Here is an 18,773-nt window from a genome sequence, read left to right on the forward strand (position 1 = left end):
GCTCGTCAGGCTCATAACCTGAAGGTCGTAGGTTCAAATCCTGCCCCCGCAACCAGTTTTGAAAGCCGTCCTCGAAAGAGGGCGGCTTTTTGCTGTCCGCGGCGCGCCCCGCCCGCCAGCACACCCTCAGCGGCAGATCAACGGAACCATCGAACGCGTGAACGCACGAAGCTCCCCCCGCTGCAACGACGATGCTTATTTTGGCACCAGTTCAAGCGAGTGAATGACGTTGCCGCCGGCATCGCGGTGGCTGACCGTCATGACGCCCGACTTTCCATCGATCCGCACGTGCCCGAAGTGGCAGGAGCCTTCGAGCGGCGAAAGATCGAAGCGGCCAGGCGGCGGCACCTTCTGGAACACGACCTCGGGGCCGAACGTGCCGTCGAGCGCATTGGGGCCGAAGCCGCCGGCGCAGAGCGGACCTGAAACGAATTCGTAGAAAGGCGTGAAGTCCTGGAAGGCGGCCCGTGCGGGATCGTAGCGGTGGGTGGCGGGATAGTGCACGTCGGCTGTGATCCAGTGCACGTTGCTGATGTTCTCGCGCTTGATGAAAGAGAGCAATCCGGCGATCTCCAGCTCACGCCCGCGCGGCGGCCCATCATCGGCATTGGCCACGGCCTCGAAGCCGGACTTGCGGCGCCAGTCGTCATAAACGACGAGCCCGAGCGGCATGTCGGCCGCGATGATCTTCCATGTGGCCGTTGAGGACTTGAGCGCCTGCTTCAGCCAGTCGACCTGTTCGAGGCCGAGAAAGGCCGTATCCTTGCGCGCCACTTCCTGCCGGTTGGGACCGTTGGGTGCCCGGAAGCTCCGCATGTCGAGGCGGAAGAGGTCGAGGGGCGGCCCGAATGAGAACTTGCGATAGAGCCGCATCGGCCCGTCGAGTCCGTCGGACAGGGGCATGAACTCGCGAAAGGCGCGCTCGGCGTAGCGCGCCAGCAGCCCGACGTCCTTCTCCCGATAGCGCGGATCGGTGTCGAGGCGCTTCTCGCGGTACCAGTTGTCGACGACGTCATGATCGTCCCACAAGGCGATCATCGGGACTTCGGCGTTGAAGCGACGCAGGTTGGCGTCGAGGAAATTGTAGAGATGATTGCCGCGAAAGTCGGCGAGCGTTTCGGCGACCTTCGACTTCGCCTCGGTCGTGAGGTTCTTCCAGATGCGTCCATCCGGCAGTCGCTTCTCGGAAAACAACGGATCGTCGGCATAGATGGTGTCGCCGCAATGGACGAAGAAGTCCGGCGCCAGCGACCGCATCGTCTCGTAGATCGTCATGCCGCCGATATCGGGATTGATGCCCCAGCCCTGTCCGACCGTGTCGGCCGACCACACGAAACTCAGATCGGCTGGTACTCTCGCGGGCGTGCGGAATCGGCCCTGCAACCAGTCGCTCGTAACACTCGTGACGGCGGGATCGGCATAGGCGATGCGATAGAAGATCGTTTGTCCCGGCGGCAGGTCGGCGAGCCGCAGGCGCGACGTGAACCCGGTCGGCTCGAGCGCGAGCGGGCCCTCGATCCGGCGCGCGTCCGTGAATCCCTCTGTCGTTGCATATTCGACGATCATGCGCGCCGGCCGGTCCGCGCGGCTCCACAGGGTCGCGCCGTCGCCCCCGACATCGCCCGACTGCACGCCCTGCATCAGGCGTGGCCGCGCGGCGGCGGCGGTCCGGGCGAACACGCGCGAGGGCAGGGCGGCGAGCGCGCCCGCACCCTGCAGGGCCCGGCGTCTCGAGATGGGGCGCGGTCGTTTCGCCATGGCGCAATCTAGCGCGATCTGCCCCGGCGGGGCATACACGGGCATGGACTGGAACGACGAAGGCATCGTGCTGACGGCACGGTCTCATGGCGAGACCGGCCTCGTCGTGTCGCTACTGACGCGCGATCATGGGCGCCATTCTGGGTTCGTCCCGGGCGGCGTCTCGCGGCGCGCCCGTCCGGTCTGGCAATCCGGCAACGTCGTCGAGGTCTCCTGGCGGGGCCGGCTTCCCGAGCAGCTGGGCAATTATTCGGGCGAACTGCGAGAGGCGCACGCTGCCCGCGCCATGGACAATGTCTCGGAGCTGGCAGGGCTCGCGGCGGCGTGCGCCGTCATCGACGCCGCCCTGCCCGAACGCGAGCCGCACCCGGCGATGTTCGACGGCTTCCGGGCATTCCTGGGGGCGCTCGGCCATCCCGGCTGGCCCACGATCTATGTCCGGCTGGAACTTGGCCTGCTGCAGGAGTTGGGTTTCGGCCTCGATCTCGGGAAATGTGCCGCCACGGGGGCGACCGAGGACCTGGCCTATGTCTCGCCGAAGACGGGCCGTGCCGTCTCCCGCGCGGCCGCCGGTCCCTACAAGGAGAAGCTGCTGCCGCTGCCGGGCTTTCTATCCACCGGCGGGTTGTCCCCGGATGACGAGGCGCTGAGCCAGGGCCTCGATCTGACGGGATTTTTCCTCGAACGGCACGTTTTTTGGCCGCACAACAAGCCCTTGCCTCCCGCACGGTCGAGATTTATGGAATCGCTCCAACGCTAGAATAATCACGGCCGTGGCTTGAACTGCGGCTCTTCCCCTCGTCACGCTGGTCCATGGCAAAGCGCAACAACGTCGTCCAACTGGCCGAAGTGAAGCCGGTGCAATTCGGAGACGCGCTCCGGGAGCGCTATCTGTCGTATGCGCTGTCGACCATCATGTCGCGGTCGCTGCCGGACGTGCGCGACGGGCTGAAGCCCGTGCACCGCCGTTTGATGTACGCGATGCGCCAGCTCCGGCTCGACCCCAACAGCGCCTTCAAGAAGAGCGCCCGCGTCGTCGGCGACGTGATCGGCCAGTATCACCCGCACGGCGACCAGTCGATCTACGATGCGCTGGTACGCCTCGCCCAGGAATTCGCTGCGCGCTATCCGCTGATCGAGGGACAGGGCAACTTCGGCAACATCGACGGCGATAACCCCGCCGCAATGCGTTACACCGAGGCGCGCCTCACCGAGGTGGCCGAGGCGCTGCTGGGTGGCATCGACGAGAATGCCGTCGATTTCCGGCCCAACTACGACGGCTCGACGGAAGAACCGATCGTCCTGCCAGGCGGCTTCCCGAACCTGCTGGCCAATGGTGCGGCCGGCATCGCCGTCGGCATGGCGACCTCGATCCCGCCGCACAATGTCGGCGAGCTCTGCGACGCGCTGCTGCATCTCATCAAGACGCCCAACTCGCGCATCGAGACGCTGGTCGACCTGGTGAAGGGGCCGGATTTCCCGACCGGCGGCATCCTGGTCGAGCCGCGGGAATCCATCGTCGAGGCCTACAGGACCGGTCGCGGCGCGTTCCGTTTGCGCGCCAGATGGGAAGTCGAGCAGCTCCCGCGCGGCCAGTACCGCATCGTCGTCACCGAGATTCCCTATCAGGTCCAGAAGGGAAAGCTGATCGAGCGGATCGCCGAGATCATCAACGCCAAGAAGCTGCCGATCCTCGAGGACGTGCGCGACGAGTCGGCCGACGACGTGCGGATCGTGCTGGAGCCGAAGACCGGCAACGTGCCGGCCGAGCTCCTGATGGAGCAGCTCTTCAAGCTGAGCGATCTCGAGACGCGCTTCCCGCTGAACCTCAATGTCCTCGACAAGGACAACACGCCCCGGGTCATGGACCTGCGCGAGGCGCTGCAGGCCTTCCTCGACCATCGCCGTGAGGTGCTGGTGCGCCGTTCGACCTTCCGGCTGGCCGCGATCGAACGGCGCCTGGAGATCCTCGACGGCTACCTGATCGCCTATCTGAACCTCGACAAGCTGATCAAGATCATCCGCGAGGAGGACGAGCCCAAGCCCAAGATGATCAAGGCTTTCGGGCTCACCGACCTGCAGGCCGAGGCGATCCTGAACATGCGCCTGCGCGCGTTGCGCCGGCTCGAGGAATTCGAGATCCGCGGCGAGCACAAGAAGCTCAGCGCCGAGCGCAAGGACCTCAAGGCACTCCTGAAGGACGAGGGGCTCCAGTGGGAGGCCATCGCCAACGAAGTTCGCGAGACCAAGAAGAAGTTCGGCGGCAAGACCGAGCTCGGCCGCCGCCGCACCGAGCTGGCCGACGCGCCCGCCGAGATCGAGCATGCGATCGAGGACTTCGTCGAGCGCGAGCCGGTTACCGTCATCCTGTCCGAGAAGGGCTGGATCCGCGCGGCCAAGGGCCATCTCGACGACAAGGCAGCCGGAGAACTGAAATACAAGGAAGGCGATACGGCGCGCTTCGCCATCCATGCCCAGTCGACCGACAAGATCCTGCTGTTCGGGACCAACGGGCGTTTCTACACGGTGGGCTGTGATCGCCTGCCGAGCGCTCGCGGGCATGGTGAGCCGATCCGCCTCATGATCGAGCTGGGCAACGACCAGGACATCGTCCAACTCGAAGTCCTGAAGGGCGGTCGGAAGTTCCTCGTGGCGTCCGATGCCGGGCGTGGCTTCGTCGTGCCGGAGGACGAGGTCGTGGCCCAGACCAAGAACGGCAAGGGTGTTCTGACGCTCGCCGACAAGGAGAGGGCGCAGGCCTTCTCGGTCGTGCCGGAAGGCGCGAACTCCATCGCCGTGCTGAGCGAAGGGCGCAAGCTCCTGATCTTCCCCCTCGATCAGGTGCCGGAAATGGGCCGCGGTCGTGGCGTGCTGCTGCAGAAGTCGAAGGGCGACCAGCTGTCGGATGCGCAGGCCTTCGTCCTTTCGGAAGGGTTGCCGTGGGGCAATCGGACCATTCCGGCGGCGGAGCTGAAGTTCTGGCGGGGCGAGCGCGCCCAGGCGGGACGCATGCCGGAGAAGGGCTGGCCACGGGCCAAACGCTTCAAGGATTGAGAATGGACCTGACGCTGATCTGGAAGGCGCTGCTGATCGGCGTTGTCGAGGGTCTTACCGAGTTCCTGCCCGTCTCGTCGACGGGCCACATCATCCTTGCCGAGGAACTGCTCGACTTCCAGGGGCCGCCGGGCAAGGTCTTCGAGATCGTGATCCAGCTCGGGGCGATCCTCGCCGTTTGCCTACTCTATCGGGCCAAGATCTGGACGACCGCAATGGGCGTGCTGGAACGCGAGAAGCGCGCGACGCGCTTCGCGCTCGCCATTCTGGTGGCTTTTCTGCCGGCCGTGATCATCGGGGTGGCGGCTCATAAGTACATCAAGTCAGTGTTGTTCAGCCCATGGGTCGTAGCCATCGCCCTCATCGTGGGTGGCATCGCCATCCTCGTGATCGAGCGGTTGGCGCAGCGGCCCCGAATCAAGAGCCTGGACGATATCGACCTCAAGACCGCGCTCTACATCGGCCTCTGTCAGTGCGTGGCGATGATCCCGGGCGTGTCCCGCTCGGGTTCTACGATCATGGGCGCGCGTATTTTTCGCGTGGATCGTGCGACGGCGGCCGAGTTTTCGTTCTTCCTCGCGATGCCCACCATGCTGGGCGCAACCGTCTACGATCTCTACAAGAACTGGTCGACGCTGAGCTGGGATCATGGCGGCGTGATCGCCTTGGGATTCGTGGCCGCCTTCGTCGCGGCCCTCCTGGTCGTTCGGGCGTTCGTCGCATTCATCAGCCGCCACGGCTTCACCGTTTTTGCCTGGTACCGCATTGCAGTGGGCGCATTGGCGCTTGTCTTATTGCTCATGCGTTGAAGCTTCCGCCCCATGTCTTGCGCGTGTCATAAGCCGCGCAAATCAGTCGGCACTCCGTGCCGATCTGCAACACGAGCTGGAGACCTGGTTTTATGCAACGTCGTAAGTTCATCCGCACGGCCGGCATTGGCACCGCTGCGGTTGCCGCCACCGGCACGCTGGCCGCGCCGGCCATCGCGCAGTCCGCTCCGGAGCTGAAGTGGCGCATGGCGTCGAGCTTTCCGAAGTCCCTGGACACGATCTTCGGTTCGGGCGAGCTTTTCACGAAGTACGTCTCCGACGCCACCGATGGCAAGTTCCAGATTCGCCTGTTCGCCGCGGGTGAAATCGTTCCCGGCCTGCAGGTCGCCGACGCCGTTCAGAACGGCACCGTCGAGATGGGCCACACCGCGTCGTACTACTATGTCGGCAAGGACCTCACCTTCGCGCTGGACTGCGCCGTACCGTTCGGCCTCAACGCGCGCCAGCAGGATGCGTGGTGGAACTGGGGCGGCGGGCGCCAGGCGATGAACGAGTTCTTCAAGGATTACAACATCCACTCGATCCCGTGCGGCAATACCGGCGCCCAGATGGGCGGCTGGTTCCGCAAGGAGATCAAGAACGTTGACGACCTCAAGGGCCTGAAGTTCCGCGTCAGCGGCTTCGCCGGCGAGGTGCTCACCAAGCTCGGCGTGGTGCCGCAGCAGATCGCCGGCGGCGACATCTACCCGGCGCTGGAGAAGGGAACGATCGACGCGGCGGAGTGGGTCGGTCCGTACGACGACCAGAAGCTCGGCTTCAACAAGGTCGCACCCTATTATTACTATCCTGGCTGGTGGGAAGCCGGCCCGCAGCTCTCTGCCTATGTGAACCTGGCCAAGTGGGCCGAGCTGCCGAAGTCGTACCAGGCCATCGTCGAGGCGGCTGCCGCCAAGGCTCACACCTCGATGCTGTCGAAGTACGATGCCCAGAACCCGAAGGCGGTTCGCGAGCTGGTCGGCGCCGGCACCAAGCTGCTGCCGTTCTCGCCGCAGGTCCTCGAGGCCTGCTACAATGCAACGAACGACCTCTTCGCTCAGCTCAACGAGAAGAACCCGAAGTGGAAGAAGATCTTCGAATCGTGGAAGCCCTTCCGCGCCGAGGAGGTCCTGTGGTTCCGCGTCGCCGAGAACACGATGGACAATTTCATGGCGCGCCAGTCGGCGGCCAACAAGCTTTAGGCTTCACCGCTTTGAAACCCGGAAAACCCCGCTTCGGCGGGGTTTTCTTTGTCTGCATGCTCCCCGCACCTGCTTTTCATCGGCGTTGCGCCATGCGATAACCCGCACCATCAAGAATTGGTTCGCGTGGCAGAAAACACGTGTTCGGAAAGCAAGAAACTTAGGGAGATATGCCAAATGCAACGTCGCAAATTCATGCGCACAGCCGGTGTCGGCGGTGCGACGGTCGCCACTGCGGGCGTCCTGGCCGCCCCGGCGGTCGCCCAGTCGATGCCCGAGGTGAAGTGGCGCATGGCGTCGAGCTTCCCCAAGTCGCTCGATACGATCTACGGCGCCGGCGAATTTTTCGCCAAGCGCGTCGCGGCGCTCACTGACAACAAGTTCCAGATCCGCGTCTTTGCGGCGGGCGAGATCGTTCCCGGCCTGCAGGTCGTCGACGCCGTTCAGAACGAAACGGTCGAGTGCGGCCATACGGCAGCCTACTACTATGTCGGCAAGGATCCGACCTTCGCCTTCGACACGGCGCTGCCGTTCGGCCTCAACACCCGCCAGCACAATGCCTGGGTTTATTTCGGCGGCGGCCTCGAGCTGATGCGCGAGTTCTACAAGGAGTACAAGCTGATCTCCTTCCTGATGAGCCATACCGGTGCCCAGATGGGCGGCTGGTGGCGCAAGGAGATCAAGACGCCCGAGGACATGAATGGTGTGAAGATGCGCATCGGCGGCTTCGCCGGCCAGGTGATGGCGAAGCTTGGCGTGGTGCCGCAGCAGATCGCCGGCGGCGACATCTACCCGGCGCTGGAGAAGGGAACGATCGACGCGGCGGAGTGGGTCGGTCCGTACGACGACCAGAAGCTCGGCTTCAACAAGGTTGCGCCTTACTATTACTATCCCGGCTGGTGGGAAGGCTGCGCGGCCCTCTCGCTCTACTGCGGCGAGAAGGCGTTCGCGGCCTTGCCGCCGATGTACAAGGAGGCGATCGCCGTGGCCTCCGGTGACACGGTGAGCTGGTCGGTCGCTAAGTACGATGCCCAGAACCCGCGCGCTCTTCGCGAGCTGGTGGCAGCCGGCACGAAGTTCCTGCCGTTCCCGCAGTCGGTAATGGAGGCGTGCTTCAACGCCGCCAACGAACTCTATGCCGAGACCATCTCCAAGAACCCGAAGTTCAAGAAGGTCTACGATTCCTGGAAGCCCTTCCGGAATGAAGAAGTTCTCTGGTTCCGTGTGGCGGAGAACACGTTCGACAACTTCATGGCGCGCCAGTCGGCCGCCAACAAACTCTAGAACCAGCCGGTCCTACCGGTCGAAAAGCCCCGCACCAGCGGGGCTTTTTTAATGCCCGATGCCGTCTGCCCACCGTCGAACATTGCATATTTTTAAGGAATTTCCGGTAGGCGGGCGCTTTCCAAACCCATTTTCGCATGCCAGTGTTGCAGTGCTGAAGGGGGCCATGAAGGCAACCACGGGAGGAATAGAAACATGCAGCGCAGGAAGTTTATCAGGACGGCAGGCATTGGTGCCGCAGGTGTTGCCGCGGCAACCACGGTTGCCGCACCAGCCATTGCCCAGAGCATGCCGGAAGTGAAGTGGCGTCTGACGTCCAGCTTCCCCAAGTCGCTCGATACGCTCTACGGCGGCTCCGAGCTGTTCGCCAAGATCGTCGGCGAGATGTCGGACGGCAAGTTCCAGATCCGTCCCTTCGCCGCCGGTGAAATCGTCCCCGGGCTGCAGGTTGCCGACGCGGTACAGAACGGCACGGTCGAGGCTGGACAGACGGCGGCCTACTACTATTTCGGCAAGCATCCGAACTTCGTGTTCGAGACCGGCCTGCCGTTCTCGATGAACCAGCGTCAGTACTATGCGTGGCTGGAATTCGGCGGCGGCCACGAACTGATCAACGACTTCTACAAGGAGTACAATTTCCGCTCCCTGACCTTTGGCGGCACCGGCTGCCAGATGGGCGGCTGGTTCCGCAAGGAAATCAAGTCGATGGACGACATGAAGGGCCTCAAGTTCCGCGTCGGCGGCTTCGCCGGCCTGATCCTGACGCGCCTCGGCGTGGTGCCGCAGCAGATCGCGGGTGGCGATATCTATCCGGCGCTCGAGAAGGGCACGATCGACGCCTGCGAGTGGGTCGGTCCCTACGACGACGAGAAGCTCGGCTTCAACAAGGTCGCGAAGTACTACTACTATCCCGGCTGGTGGGAAGGCGCGTCGGTTGGCTCGCTCTACATCAACAACGACGCGTGGGCGAAGCTGCCGAAACCCTACCAGGCGATGGTCGAGGCCGCGGCTGGCCGGGTCACCTCCTGGATGGTGCCCAAGTACGACGCGGGAAATCCGCCCGCCCTGCGCCGCCTCGTGGCGGCCGGGACCGAACTGCGGCCGTTCCCGCGCGCCGTCCTCGAGCCGTGCTTCCTCGAAGCGTACAAGTACTACGATGAACTCTCGGCCAAGGATCCGAAGTTCAAGAAGATCTACGACAACATGAAGGCCTTCCGCGCCGACGAGAACCTGTGGTTCCGCGTTGCCGAGAACACCTTCGACAATTTCAACTTCTCGATGTCGGCCCAAGGCCGCTAAACGGAAGCGCCTGACAGAAGAAGCCCCGCCGATAGGCGGGGCTTTTTTGTTGCCCTTGCGACGGGAAGGGCTCGCGGCTCTATCCCGATCCTGTCCAGGGCGACCTTTGTGGACGGCTGCCCTATTTGGGCGGCGCCCCGAAGACCGGCGGCGCGACATCGTCCGTCGGAGGTGCCTGGATGTCGATCGTCACCTTGCTGGGATCGATCCCGCTCGGGTCGTCAAGGAAGTAGGTCACCGATTGCGGGACGGCGATCACGATCGCCACCATGATGAGCTGCAGAAGCACCCAGGGGATCGAACCCCAGTAGATGTCCGAACTCTTCACCTCCTTGGGCGCCACGCTGCGCAGGTAGAAGAGCGCGAAGCCGAAGGGCGGGTGCATGAAGGACGTCTGCATGTTCACGCAGAGCATGACGCCGAACCAGATGAGAGCCGCCTCCGGGCCCACCACCGGTGCCAGCAGCTTCTGCGCCACCGGCGCCAGCATCGGGATGATGATGAAGGCGATCTCGAAGAAGTCGAGAAAGAAGGCCAGGAAGAAGACGAACAAGTTGACGACGATCAGGAATCCCCAGACGCCGCCAGGCAGGTTCGACATCAGGTGTTCGACCCACTGGTTGCCGTCGACTCCCTGGAAGCTGATCGAGAAGCAGGTCGCGCCGACCAGGATGAAGGCCACCATCGCCGTGATGCGCATCGTCGCCTGGAAGGCCTGCACGATCAGGTCCCGCAGGTCCTTCACCTGCCACGCCCGCCAGCACAGCCAGATGATTGCGGCGAACATCACGGTGAAGGCCACCTTGAAGGGCATCGACTTGAACGCGACCATGCCGATCAGGGCGCCGATGATGGCGGCCGCGCAGCCGCCGAAGAACGCGATGCGGTCGAACCGGGTGAGCGGCGCGTTGCGCACCACCGCCAGCACGATCGCGCCGATCGTTCCCATTGCTCCCGCCTCGGTGGGAGTAGCCAGCCCCATCATGATGGTGCCGAGCACCAGGAAAATGAGCACCGCGGCGGGGATGATGCCCCAGGCGCACTTGACCAGCAGCGCTTTGCCGAACAGCGTCCGCGGCACCGGTGGCAGAGCCTCCGGCTTAACGAGCGTCAGGTAGAAGGTGTAGCCGGCAAACAACGCGATCTGCAGCAGGGACGGCCCCCAGGCGCCGAGATACATGTCGCCGACGGACTTGCCGAGCTGGTCGGCCAGCACGATCAGCACCAGCGAAGGCGGCACGAGCTGCGTGATCGTGCCGGACGCGGCCAGCACGCCGGTCGCGTAGCGCATGTCGTACTTGTAGCGCATCATCACCGGCAGGGTGATCAGCGCCATGGCGATGACCTGTGCAGCCACCGTGCCGGTGATCGCGCCGAGGATGAAGCCCACGATGATGGTCGAATAGCCCAGCCCGCCCTTGATGGGGCCGAAGAGCTGGCCCATCGATTCGAGCATGTCCTCCGCCAGCCCGCATTTCTCCAGGATGGCACCCATGAAGGTGAAGAAGGGAATGGCGAGCAGCAGCTCGTTCGACAGGATGCTCCCGAACACGCGGCCCGGGATGGCCTGCATGAAGGCCATCGTGAAGTAGCCCATCTCGATCGACAGGAACCCGAAGAAGAAGCCCACCGCGCAGAGCGAAAAGGCGACCGGGTAGCCGATGATCATGAACACGACGAGGCCGCCGAACATCAGCGGCGGCATGTACTCGAGAGGGATCATTGCGTGGGCCTCTCGTAGTGGGCTTCGAGGCTGTCAACGGCATATCCGTTGAGGAAGGCCACACGCTTGATGAGTTCGGAGACGCCCTGAAGGGCGACCAGGGCAAAGCCTACGGGCAGCACCAGCTTGATCGGCCAGCGCAGCAGACCGCCGGCGTTCGAGGAGTGCTCGTAGACGTTGAACGACTGCATGAAGAAGGGCCAGCTGAGCCAGGCCAGGATGGTGCAGGTCGGCAGGAGGAAGATCAGCGTGCCGAGAATGTCGACCCAGAGCTGCCCGCGGCGGCTCAGCGTCATGTAGAAGAGGTCGACCCGGACGTGCTCGTTGCGCTTCATCGTATAGGAAGCGCCCAGCATCACGATCACGGCGAACATGTACCACTGGATCTCGAGCCAGGCGTTCGAGCTCGTGTCGTAGGCGTAGCGCACCATGGCGTTGCCGGCGCTGACCACGCAGGCCAGAAGCACAAGCCAGTTGCAGATGTTTCCTATCTTTTCATTTAACGCGTCGATCAGCGCGCTGAACGCCAGCAATGAGCGCATCCCGTCTCCCCTACAGCGAGTTTCTTATTTTGGCTGACCATCCGTTCTTTTCGACGGATAGGCTTTCTTAGCTTGGTCCGCTGCGCGATGCCATAGCTTGCATCTGTCCGCAATGCGGACGAGGTGCGTCAAGACGCGCCACGGCCGCTATACTGCCTATGTCGCGGGCAACTCCATCCATCCTTCCGGACCGAAGAATTCCAGCGGCTTGAAGGAGCGCTTGTAGGCCATCTTGGTGGACTCGGCGATCCAGTAGCCGAGATAGACATAGGGCAGGCCCCGCTTGGCGGCGGCACCGGCCAGCCACAGGATCATGTGCGTGCCCAGTCCGCGACGAGGATCCTGAGGATCGAAGAAACTATAGACCGCCGACACGCCGCTCGACAGCCAGTCCACGAGGCACGCGCCGACCAGACGGCCATCGGCCGAATCGTCCCGGAACTCGATGATCGCCGTCTCGACCGGGCTTTCCTCGACCATGGCGCGGTAGTCGTCGAAATCCATGTCGGCCATGTCGCCGTCCCGGTGGCGCGTCAGGACGTAGCGCGAAAACAGCGAGAACTGCTCGCCGGTCGCGAGGGCCTGCGTTTCGCTCGCGTGGACATGGTCGTTGCGGCGCAGGATCCGGCGCTGCGCCCGGCTGGGCTCGAAGTCCCGCACGCGGATGCGAACCGGCACACAGGCTCTGCAACCGTCGCACAGCGGCTTGTAGACGAAGTGATGCGAGCGGCGGAAGCCGGCGTCGGTCAGCGTGTCGTGCTGGGAGATGGCATCGGGCCCGCTCAGCTCGGTGACGAGCTTGGTCTCCAGGCGATGCGGCAGGTACGGGCAGCGCATCGCCGGCGTCGTGCGGAAGAACCGAAGGGACTGGATGTTCTGGCGGATGAACATGTGTTTACGATTGTGAGTGTACCCCTCGGGCGGGCGAAGGAAAGCGCCAGTTCTTCCGCCAAAGGTCGATGAAGGCCCTTCGGTCAGGCGCCCGGACCGCCCCGGACCAGCCGACGAAACGGCACCAGGGCCAATCGCACCAGCTTCGGCAGGAGCCAGATGAGAAGGATCACGAACAATGCCAGCAGGCACAGAAAAGTGATCGGATGCGCGATCGCCAGCGCCAGCCCGCCCAGGACCGTAACGTCCTCGCCGAGGGAGGCGACTATATTGGTGAACGGTTCCGGCGAGCTGTTGATCAGCGCGCGCGAGCCGGTCTTGGCGATGTGCGTCCCGGCCGCGAGCGTTCCGCCCAGCAGGCCGGCGATGACCGAGACTTCCGGGCTGAGGCCGCCGGCTGCGCCATAGGCCAGCAGTACGCCGGCGGGTATGCGCACGAAGGTCTGCAGTACGTCGTTGATGCTGTCGATGTAGGGAATCTTGTCCGCAAGGAAATTGAGTGCGAACAGGACAGCCGCCACGGCGATCACCCAGGGCGATTCCAGCACCTGAAGATCGTGCGGCAGGGTCACGAAGCCCAGGCGTTGCGCCAGGCCCAGGACCAGGATCGCGGCGTAGGTATTCAAGCCGCTGGCCCAGCCGGCCGCCAAGGCGACGGCGATGGCGGTGAGGGTTTCGGCGCTCATGCGGTCGGGGCTAGAGGGCGCGCCGCGCCTTGAACGCGGTGGCGAGCGTCCCGTCGTCGAGCCAGTCGAGTTCGCCGCCCACCGGCACGCCATGCGCCAGCCGGGTCAGCGGCACGTCGTGCTCGGCCAGCCGTTCGGCCAGGTAATGCGCCGTCGTCTGGCCGTCGACGGTGGCATTGGTCGCCATGATCACCTCGCGGATGCCGCCCGCGGCGACCCGCTTCACGAGGTTGGCGATGTTGAGCTCCTCCGGACCTATCCCGTCGAGCGCCGACAGGGAGCCGCCCAGCACATGGTAGCGGCCCGAGAAGATGCGGCCGCGCTCCATGGCCCACAGGTCGCCGACATCCTCGACGACGCAGATCAGGCCGGCGTCGCGGCGAGGATCGGCGCAGATCGAACAGGGGTCGATCGTGTCGAGGTTGCCGCAGACGCCGCAGGCGCGGATGGCGCGCGCCGCATCCGCCAGGGCCGCTCCCAGCGGCTGCATCAGTGTCTCGCGCTTCTTCAGGAGATGCAGCGCCACGCGGCGCGCCGAGCGCGGTCCCAGCCCCGGCAGTCGGCCGAGGAGCTGGATCAGCCGCTCGATCTCCGGGCCGTTCATCGCGGTCGCTTCCTAGAGCTTGAAGCCCGGCGGCAGCGGCAGGCCGCCGGTGATGTCGCGCATATGCTCCTGCACGGTCTGCTCGACCTTGGCGCGGGCGTCGTTGGCGGCCGCCACGATCAGGTCCTCGACCACGCCCTTGTCCTCGGGCTTGAAGAGCGAGGCGTCGATCTCGATCCGGCGGGTCTCGTTCTTGCCGTTGACCGTCACCTTCACCAGGCCTGCGCCCGACGAGCCGACGATCTCGAGGCGCTCGAGCGCCGCCTGCAGCTCCTGCATCTTCTGCTGCATCTGCTGGGCCTGCTGCATCAGGCCGCCAAGGTCCTTGAGCTTGTCGAACATCAGTACTCGCTTTCGGGAATGTCGTCGTCGGCCGGGTATTCTTCGGCGGGGGGTGGTTCTTCGGCAGTGAAATCGCCGAGACCGGAGAGCATGGAAGTTTGCTCGCCCTTGCGCCGCACCGAGTCGAGCTTGGCGCCGGGAAATGTTTTCAAGATGGCCAGCACCAGCTCGTTGTTCTCGGCCGAGCTGCGCAGGTCGTCGGCCTTGGCCACCTTTTGCTGGGTGAGCGTCGGCTTGCCCTCGGCACTGGAGACGGAGGCGATCCAGCGGCGGCCGGTCCATTGGCTCAGCAGTTCGCTGAGGCGCGGCGCGAGGTCGGCCGGGGCCTTGGGCTCCGGCCGGAATTCGATCAGACCAGGCTCGCAACGCACCTCGTGCACATGGTGCATCAGGCTGTGCACCAGCCGCGGCTCGCGGCGGGTTTCGAACAGCGCCACGACCTCGGTGAAATTCCGCGGTGCCGGCAGCGCCGGCTGGGCGGCGACCGCCGTCACGGGCTGGGTCGCCAGGCGAGCGGCCGCACCACCGCCGCCGCCATTGCCGCGCGGCGCAACGGGAGCGGGCGCGCCAGCCGGGACGCCGCCGCCGTTCTGCAGCGCCTTGATCGCGTCGGCGGGCGAGGGGAGGTCGGCGACGTAGCACAGCCGGATCAGCGCCATCTCGGCCGCACGCAGGGGCGAGGGCGCGGCGAGCGTCTCCTGCAGGCCCTTGAGCAGCAGCGTCCAGGCCCGCGTGAGCGACGCCATGGAGAGCTTGCCCGCCATGGCCAGTCCTTGGGTACGCTCGCTGTCGGCCGTCGAGGCCGCGGCGTCGGGCGCCACCTTCAGGCGCGTCACCCAGTGCGTGAGTTCCAGCAGGTCCTGCAGCACGACCACCGGGTCGGCGCCGGAATCGTGCATCTCGCCCAGCGCCGCGACCACGGCGGGCGCATCGCCGCGCATGACCCTCTCGAAGAGTTCGAGGACCCGGCTGCGATCGGCCAGACCCAGCATGTCGCGGACCTGCGCGGCATCGACCACGCCCCCGCCATGGGCAATCGCCTGGTCGAGCATGGAAAGGCCGTCGCGTACCGATCCGTCGGCGGCGCGCCCCAGCAGGACCAGCGCTTCGGGTGAGATCTCGACCTTCTCGGCTTGCGCGATCCTGCCGAAATGCTCGACCAGCGTTTCCTGCGGCACGCGCTTCAGGTCGAAGCGCTGGCAGCGTGAGAGCACCGTTACCGGGACCTTGCGGATCTCGGTGGTGGCGAACAGGAACTTCACATGCGGCGGCGGCTCTTCCAGCGTCTTCAGCAACGCGTTGAAGGCCTTCTCCGACAGCATGTGCACTTCGTCGATGATGTAGACCTTGTAGCGCGCGGAGACCGGGCGGTAGCGTACGCCCTCGATCAGCTCGCGCACGTCGTCGATGCCGGTGCGGGAGGCCGCGTCCATCTCTATCACGTCGACATGGCGGTCCTCGGTGATCGCCTTGCAGTTGTCGCAGACGCCGCAGGGATCGACCGTCGGACCGCCGGTGCCGTCCGGCCCGACGCAGTTCAGCGCGCGGGCGATGATGCGGGCGGTGGTCGTCTTGCCGACGCCGCGCACGCCGGTGAGCATGAAGGCATGGGCGATGCGGCCGGTGGCGATGGCGTTGCGCAGGGTGCGCACCATCGCCTCCTGGCCGACCAGGGTCGTGAAATCGACGGGACGGTATTTGCGGGCAAGGACGCGATAGGGGGTTGCCGGATCTTCCGGACCCTTGGTGGCCTGCGCCATGGCGATCACCCGCTATTCTGCGCCGTGGCCCCTCTGAGGCCCGGCGGTCATCGCGCCCGGGCCGCCCGCCCTCCGCGGCGGCGCGCGCAGGGGAACGGGTGAGAGACCGGCATGACCCGAAGCGAATTCGTTACGGCTGCTTCCTTCCGGATCTGACCGGGTTGGCGACTGCTCCGCCCACACCGGCCCCTCGAGGCGGTTATATCAGGAGTCCGGCCGCCCGGCGCAAGGGCCGAATGAAGCTGATGTGAACGGCCTGCGAAAATGTCCGCAAGCGATTGATTTCAAAGAATTATGCACGCTGCCCGCGATCGGAGGGCCGCTCCAGCCCGAGATGGTCGCGCAAGGTCGTGCCGGTGTAGTCGCCCCGGAACAGGCCGCGCTCCTGCAGGATCGGCACGACGCCTCGAGCGAACGCGTCGAACTGTCCGGGGAAGAACGGCGGCATCACGTTGAAGCCGTCGGCGCCGCCTTCGCGGAACCAGCGCTCTAGCACGTCGGCGATTTGAACGGGCGTTCCGATCGGCAGCAAGTGACCGCGCGCCGCGGCGACGCGATGGAAGAGCTGGCGCAGGGTCAGATTCTCGCGCCGTGCCATCTGGATCAGCAGCGCCGCCCGGCTCTTGAGATGCTCGGTCTCCGGTACGTCCGGCACCGGACCGTCAAGTGGATGGACGGACATGTCTGCCCCCAGCCGCTCCGACAGGACGGTGAAGGCCTGCGCGGTGTCGATGTTGCGGTTTAGCTCGGCGAAAACCGCCTGTGCCTCGCGCTCGGTCCGGCCGACGATCGGCATCACGCCCGGCATGACGAGGACGGCGCCGGCGGGTCGCCCCTGGGCCACGGCCTGGGCCTTCAGGGCACGGTAGAAGCCTTGCGCTTCGGCGAGGTCGTTCTGCGCGGTGAACACAACGTCGGCGATGCGCGCCGCCAGCGCCTGCCCGGGACCGGAGGAGCCGGCCTGGATCAGCACGGGATGGCCCTGCGGCGGCCGCGGCACGTTCAGCGCGCCCTGGATCGAGAAATACTTCCCCTCGAAGGCCGGTACATGGAGGCTGCCCGGCCGCACGAACAGACCCGCTTCCTTGTCGACAATGAAGGCGTCGTCGTCCCAGCTGTCCCACAGCAGGCGACAGGCCTCGACGAACTCCTCGGCCATCGCATAGCGTTCGGCATGCGGTGGATGCGAACGGCCGAACACCGCGCTCGACTTGGCGTAGGCGGTGGTGACCACGTTCCAGCCTGCCCGCCCGCCGGACAGATGGTCGAGCGAGGCGAAGCCGCGGGCCACGTGATAGGGCTCGGCATAGGTCGTCGAGGCCGTCGCCGCGAGGCCCAGCCGCGTTGTGCCCATCGCGAGCCCGGAGAGGAGGCCGAGTGGCTCGAACTTGCCGATGGTTGACGGGTGCTCGTCGTAACCGGTGGCGAAGCCGTCGCCCAGGAAGAACATGTCGAACCGGGCCGCCTCGGCGGTGGCCGCGATGTGCTGCATCAGCACCAAGTTCGGCGTGCGCGCGTCGGCGTCGGGATGGCGCCAGCCGCCGACATGATGGCCGGGCGTCTGCACGAAGACGCCGAGGCGCATCTGGCGAGCCGGTAGAACCATTAAGACGAGGAAAGTGTGGCCTGTCCCACAGGGCCGGGCGCTTCCACGGCAAAGTCCACGGTGACGCTGCCGGCCTTCTCGAAGGCCAACGTGACCGGCAGTCTTGCGCCTGCGGCCAAGGGAGCGGTCAGGCCCCCCAGCAACAGGTGATAGCCGCGCGGCTTGAAGACCTGCTGGTTGGCCGGCGGGATGACGATACCCTCCGCCGCCTTCCGCATCTCCAGGACCGGCCCCTTGACCCGGATGGCTTGGATATCGACCGAGCCGGCAGCGGCGCAGGTCGCGGACACGAGGCGATCGGATTCGCCTTCGTTGATCACGGTCATGTAGCCGCCGGCGACGCCAGGTTCGGTCGAGGACGAGCGGGCCCAAGGCTTGACGATCTGCAGCGGACCGAGGGTGGCGGCCGGAACTTCCTTTGGCTCAGAACGACGAAGCCACTTCAGCAAAATCCATCCTCCGCTGCGCCTTCAGTGCGCGAAATAGTGCATGCCGCCATCCACCGGAATGACCGCGCCCGTGATGTAGCGCGCGGCCGGAGAGGCCAGGAAGGCGACGAGATGTGCCACATCCTCCGGCTCGCCGAAATAGCCGATGGGGATGTTTCGCTCGATGAAGCTGCGCCGGTCCTCCTCGGTCGGATGCAGTTTTTGCAGGATCTGCTCGCTGTTGATGCGCCCCGGCTGAATCGTGTTCACGGTCACGTCGTCGGCCGCGACGTCGCACGACAGGCCCTTCGCCCATAGGTGCAACGCGGCCTTGGCGGCGATGGCGGCGTTGAGGCTCCGGGGCTCCATGGAGCCGCTGATATTGACGATCCGGCCCCATTTACGGGCCCGCATCGCCGGCAGCACGGCCTTGGTCAGCAGCCGCGCCGCCGTGAAGTTGAGCGCGAAGGCCTCCTCCCAGACGTCCTCGCCGGCGTCCGGCCCGGTCGGCCGCGAGCCGCCGGCGCAGTTCACCAGGATGTCGACCGGGCCGAGCAACTTGTTCGCGTCGGTCGCGATACGCGCGAGATCGTCCCGGTCGGTGATGTCGCCCGCGATCGCGGTCACGCCGTCGAGGCGCTCGATCTTCTCGACCCGTCGCGCGGTGGCGACCACACGCGCGCCCTGCTGCGCCAGAAGCCTGACGACCCCGGCGCCGATGCCGGAGCTTGCGCCGGACACGAGGCAGGTCCGGTCCCTGAGCTGATAATCCATCGCGCCTTGATGGC

At 65.4% G+C, this 18,773-nt stretch carries 17 protein-coding genes and 1 other RNA gene; 6 read left to right on the plus strand and 12 right to left on the minus strand.

The window, feature by feature from the left end:
• Positions 1 to 195 precede the first annotated feature (195 nt).
• Positions 196 to 1,758: an alkaline phosphatase D family protein gene (locus Q0Q48_RS27380; RefSeq protein WP_295145490.1), complete on the minus strand. Its 1,563-nt coding sequence runs from the start codon at positions 1,756 to 1,758 to the stop codon at positions 196 to 198.
• Here Q0Q48_RS27380 and recO point away from each other — a divergent pair.
• From recO to Q0Q48_RS27410, 6 genes are all read left to right on the plus strand, one after another.
• Entirely contained in the window at positions 1,757 to 2,518 is a 762-nt protein-coding gene (recO, locus tag Q0Q48_RS27385) for a DNA repair protein RecO (protein WP_295145491.1), read from the plus strand. The two genes, Q0Q48_RS27380 and recO, sit on opposite strands and share 2 nt — an antisense overlap.
• A gap of 53 nt (positions 2,519 to 2,571) precedes the next feature.
• On the plus strand, positions 2,572 to 4,812 hold the full coding sequence (gene parC / locus Q0Q48_RS27390; RefSeq protein WP_295145492.1) for a DNA topoisomerase IV subunit A: 2,241 nt from the start codon (positions 2,572 to 2,574) through the stop codon (positions 4,810 to 4,812).
• A gap of 2 nt (positions 4,813 to 4,814) precedes the next feature.
• Complete coding sequence (locus Q0Q48_RS27395; protein ID WP_295145493.1) at positions 4,815 to 5,621, plus strand: undecaprenyl-diphosphate phosphatase; 807 nt, start codon at positions 4,815 to 4,817, stop codon at positions 5,619 to 5,621.
• Positions 5,622 to 5,713: 92 nt separating this feature from the next.
• Positions 5,714 to 6,820: a TRAP transporter substrate-binding protein gene (locus tag Q0Q48_RS27400; protein WP_295145494.1), complete on the plus strand. Its 1,107-nt coding sequence runs from the start codon at positions 5,714 to 5,716 to the stop codon at positions 6,818 to 6,820.
• A 177-nt stretch (positions 6,821 to 6,997) separates the two neighbouring features.
• Entirely contained in the window at positions 6,998 to 8,104 is a 1,107-nt protein-coding gene (locus Q0Q48_RS27405) for a TRAP transporter substrate-binding protein (protein ID WP_295145495.1), read from the plus strand.
• Positions 8,105 to 8,299: 195 nt separating this feature from the next.
• On the plus strand, positions 8,300 to 9,403 hold the full coding sequence (locus Q0Q48_RS27410) for a TRAP transporter substrate-binding protein (RefSeq protein ID WP_295145496.1): 1,104 nt from the start codon (positions 8,300 to 8,302) through the stop codon (positions 9,401 to 9,403).
• 121 nt (positions 9,404 to 9,524) lie between these two features.
• Here Q0Q48_RS27410 and Q0Q48_RS27415 read toward each other — a convergent pair whose 3' ends face one another.
• From Q0Q48_RS27415 to Q0Q48_RS27465, 11 genes are all read right to left on the minus strand, one after another.
• Complete coding sequence (locus tag Q0Q48_RS27415; RefSeq protein ID WP_295145497.1) at positions 9,525 to 11,126, minus strand: TRAP transporter large permease subunit; 1,602 nt, start codon at positions 11,124 to 11,126, stop codon at positions 9,525 to 9,527.
• Complete coding sequence (locus Q0Q48_RS27420; RefSeq protein ID WP_295145498.1) at positions 11,123 to 11,668, minus strand: TRAP transporter small permease subunit; 546 nt, start codon at positions 11,666 to 11,668, stop codon at positions 11,123 to 11,125. The genes Q0Q48_RS27415 and Q0Q48_RS27420 overlap by 4 nt, the downstream gene beginning before the upstream one ends.
• A gap of 156 nt (positions 11,669 to 11,824) precedes the next feature.
• Complete coding sequence (locus Q0Q48_RS27425; RefSeq protein ID WP_295145499.1) at positions 11,825 to 12,559, minus strand: arginyltransferase; 735 nt, start codon at positions 12,557 to 12,559, stop codon at positions 11,825 to 11,827.
• 83 nt (positions 12,560 to 12,642) lie between these two features.
• Positions 12,643 to 13,245: a DUF4126 domain-containing protein gene (locus tag Q0Q48_RS27430; RefSeq protein WP_295145500.1), complete on the minus strand. Its 603-nt coding sequence runs from the start codon at positions 13,243 to 13,245 to the stop codon at positions 12,643 to 12,645.
• Between the two features lie 10 nt (positions 13,246 to 13,255).
• The gene (gene recR, locus Q0Q48_RS27435) at positions 13,256 to 13,849 is read right to left on the minus strand and encodes a recombination mediator RecR (protein ID WP_295145501.1); all 594 of its coding nucleotides are present in this window, start codon (positions 13,847 to 13,849) and stop codon (positions 13,256 to 13,258) included.
• Positions 13,850 to 13,861: 12 nt separating this feature from the next.
• Positions 13,862 to 14,191, minus strand: coding sequence for a YbaB/EbfC family nucleoid-associated protein (locus tag Q0Q48_RS27440; protein ID WP_295145502.1), 330 nt, complete (start codon positions 14,189 to 14,191; stop codon positions 13,862 to 13,864).
• Entirely contained in the window at positions 14,191 to 15,951 is a 1,761-nt protein-coding gene (locus tag Q0Q48_RS27445) for a DNA polymerase III subunit gamma/tau (protein ID WP_295145503.1), read from the minus strand. The genes Q0Q48_RS27440 and Q0Q48_RS27445 overlap by 1 nt, the downstream gene beginning before the upstream one ends.
• A 97-nt stretch (positions 15,952 to 16,048) precedes the next feature.
• Positions 16,049 to 16,143, minus strand: an RNA gene (gene ffs, locus Q0Q48_RS27450) — signal recognition particle sRNA small type.
• A gap of 100 nt (positions 16,144 to 16,243) precedes the next feature.
• Positions 16,244 to 17,557, minus strand: a complete 1,314-nt coding sequence (locus tag Q0Q48_RS27455; protein WP_295145504.1) for an LLM class flavin-dependent oxidoreductase — start codon at positions 17,555 to 17,557, stop codon at positions 16,244 to 16,246.
• Positions 17,557 to 18,006 (minus strand): copper chaperone PCu(A)C, encoded by a 450-nt coding sequence (locus Q0Q48_RS27460; protein ID WP_295145505.1) that lies wholly within the window; start codon positions 18,004 to 18,006, stop codon positions 17,557 to 17,559. The genes Q0Q48_RS27455 and Q0Q48_RS27460 overlap by 1 nt, the downstream gene beginning before the upstream one ends.
• Before the next feature lie 21 nt (positions 18,007 to 18,027).
• Positions 18,028 to 18,726: an SDR family oxidoreductase gene (locus Q0Q48_RS27465; RefSeq protein ID WP_295145506.1), complete on the minus strand. Its 699-nt coding sequence runs from the start codon at positions 18,724 to 18,726 to the stop codon at positions 18,028 to 18,030.
• Positions 18,727 to 18,773 lie beyond the last annotated feature (47 nt).

Origin of the sequence: uncultured Reyranella sp., assembly GCF_945957355.1 — a bacterium.
GTDB lineage: Bacteria > Pseudomonadota > Alphaproteobacteria > Reyranellales > Reyranellaceae > Reyranella.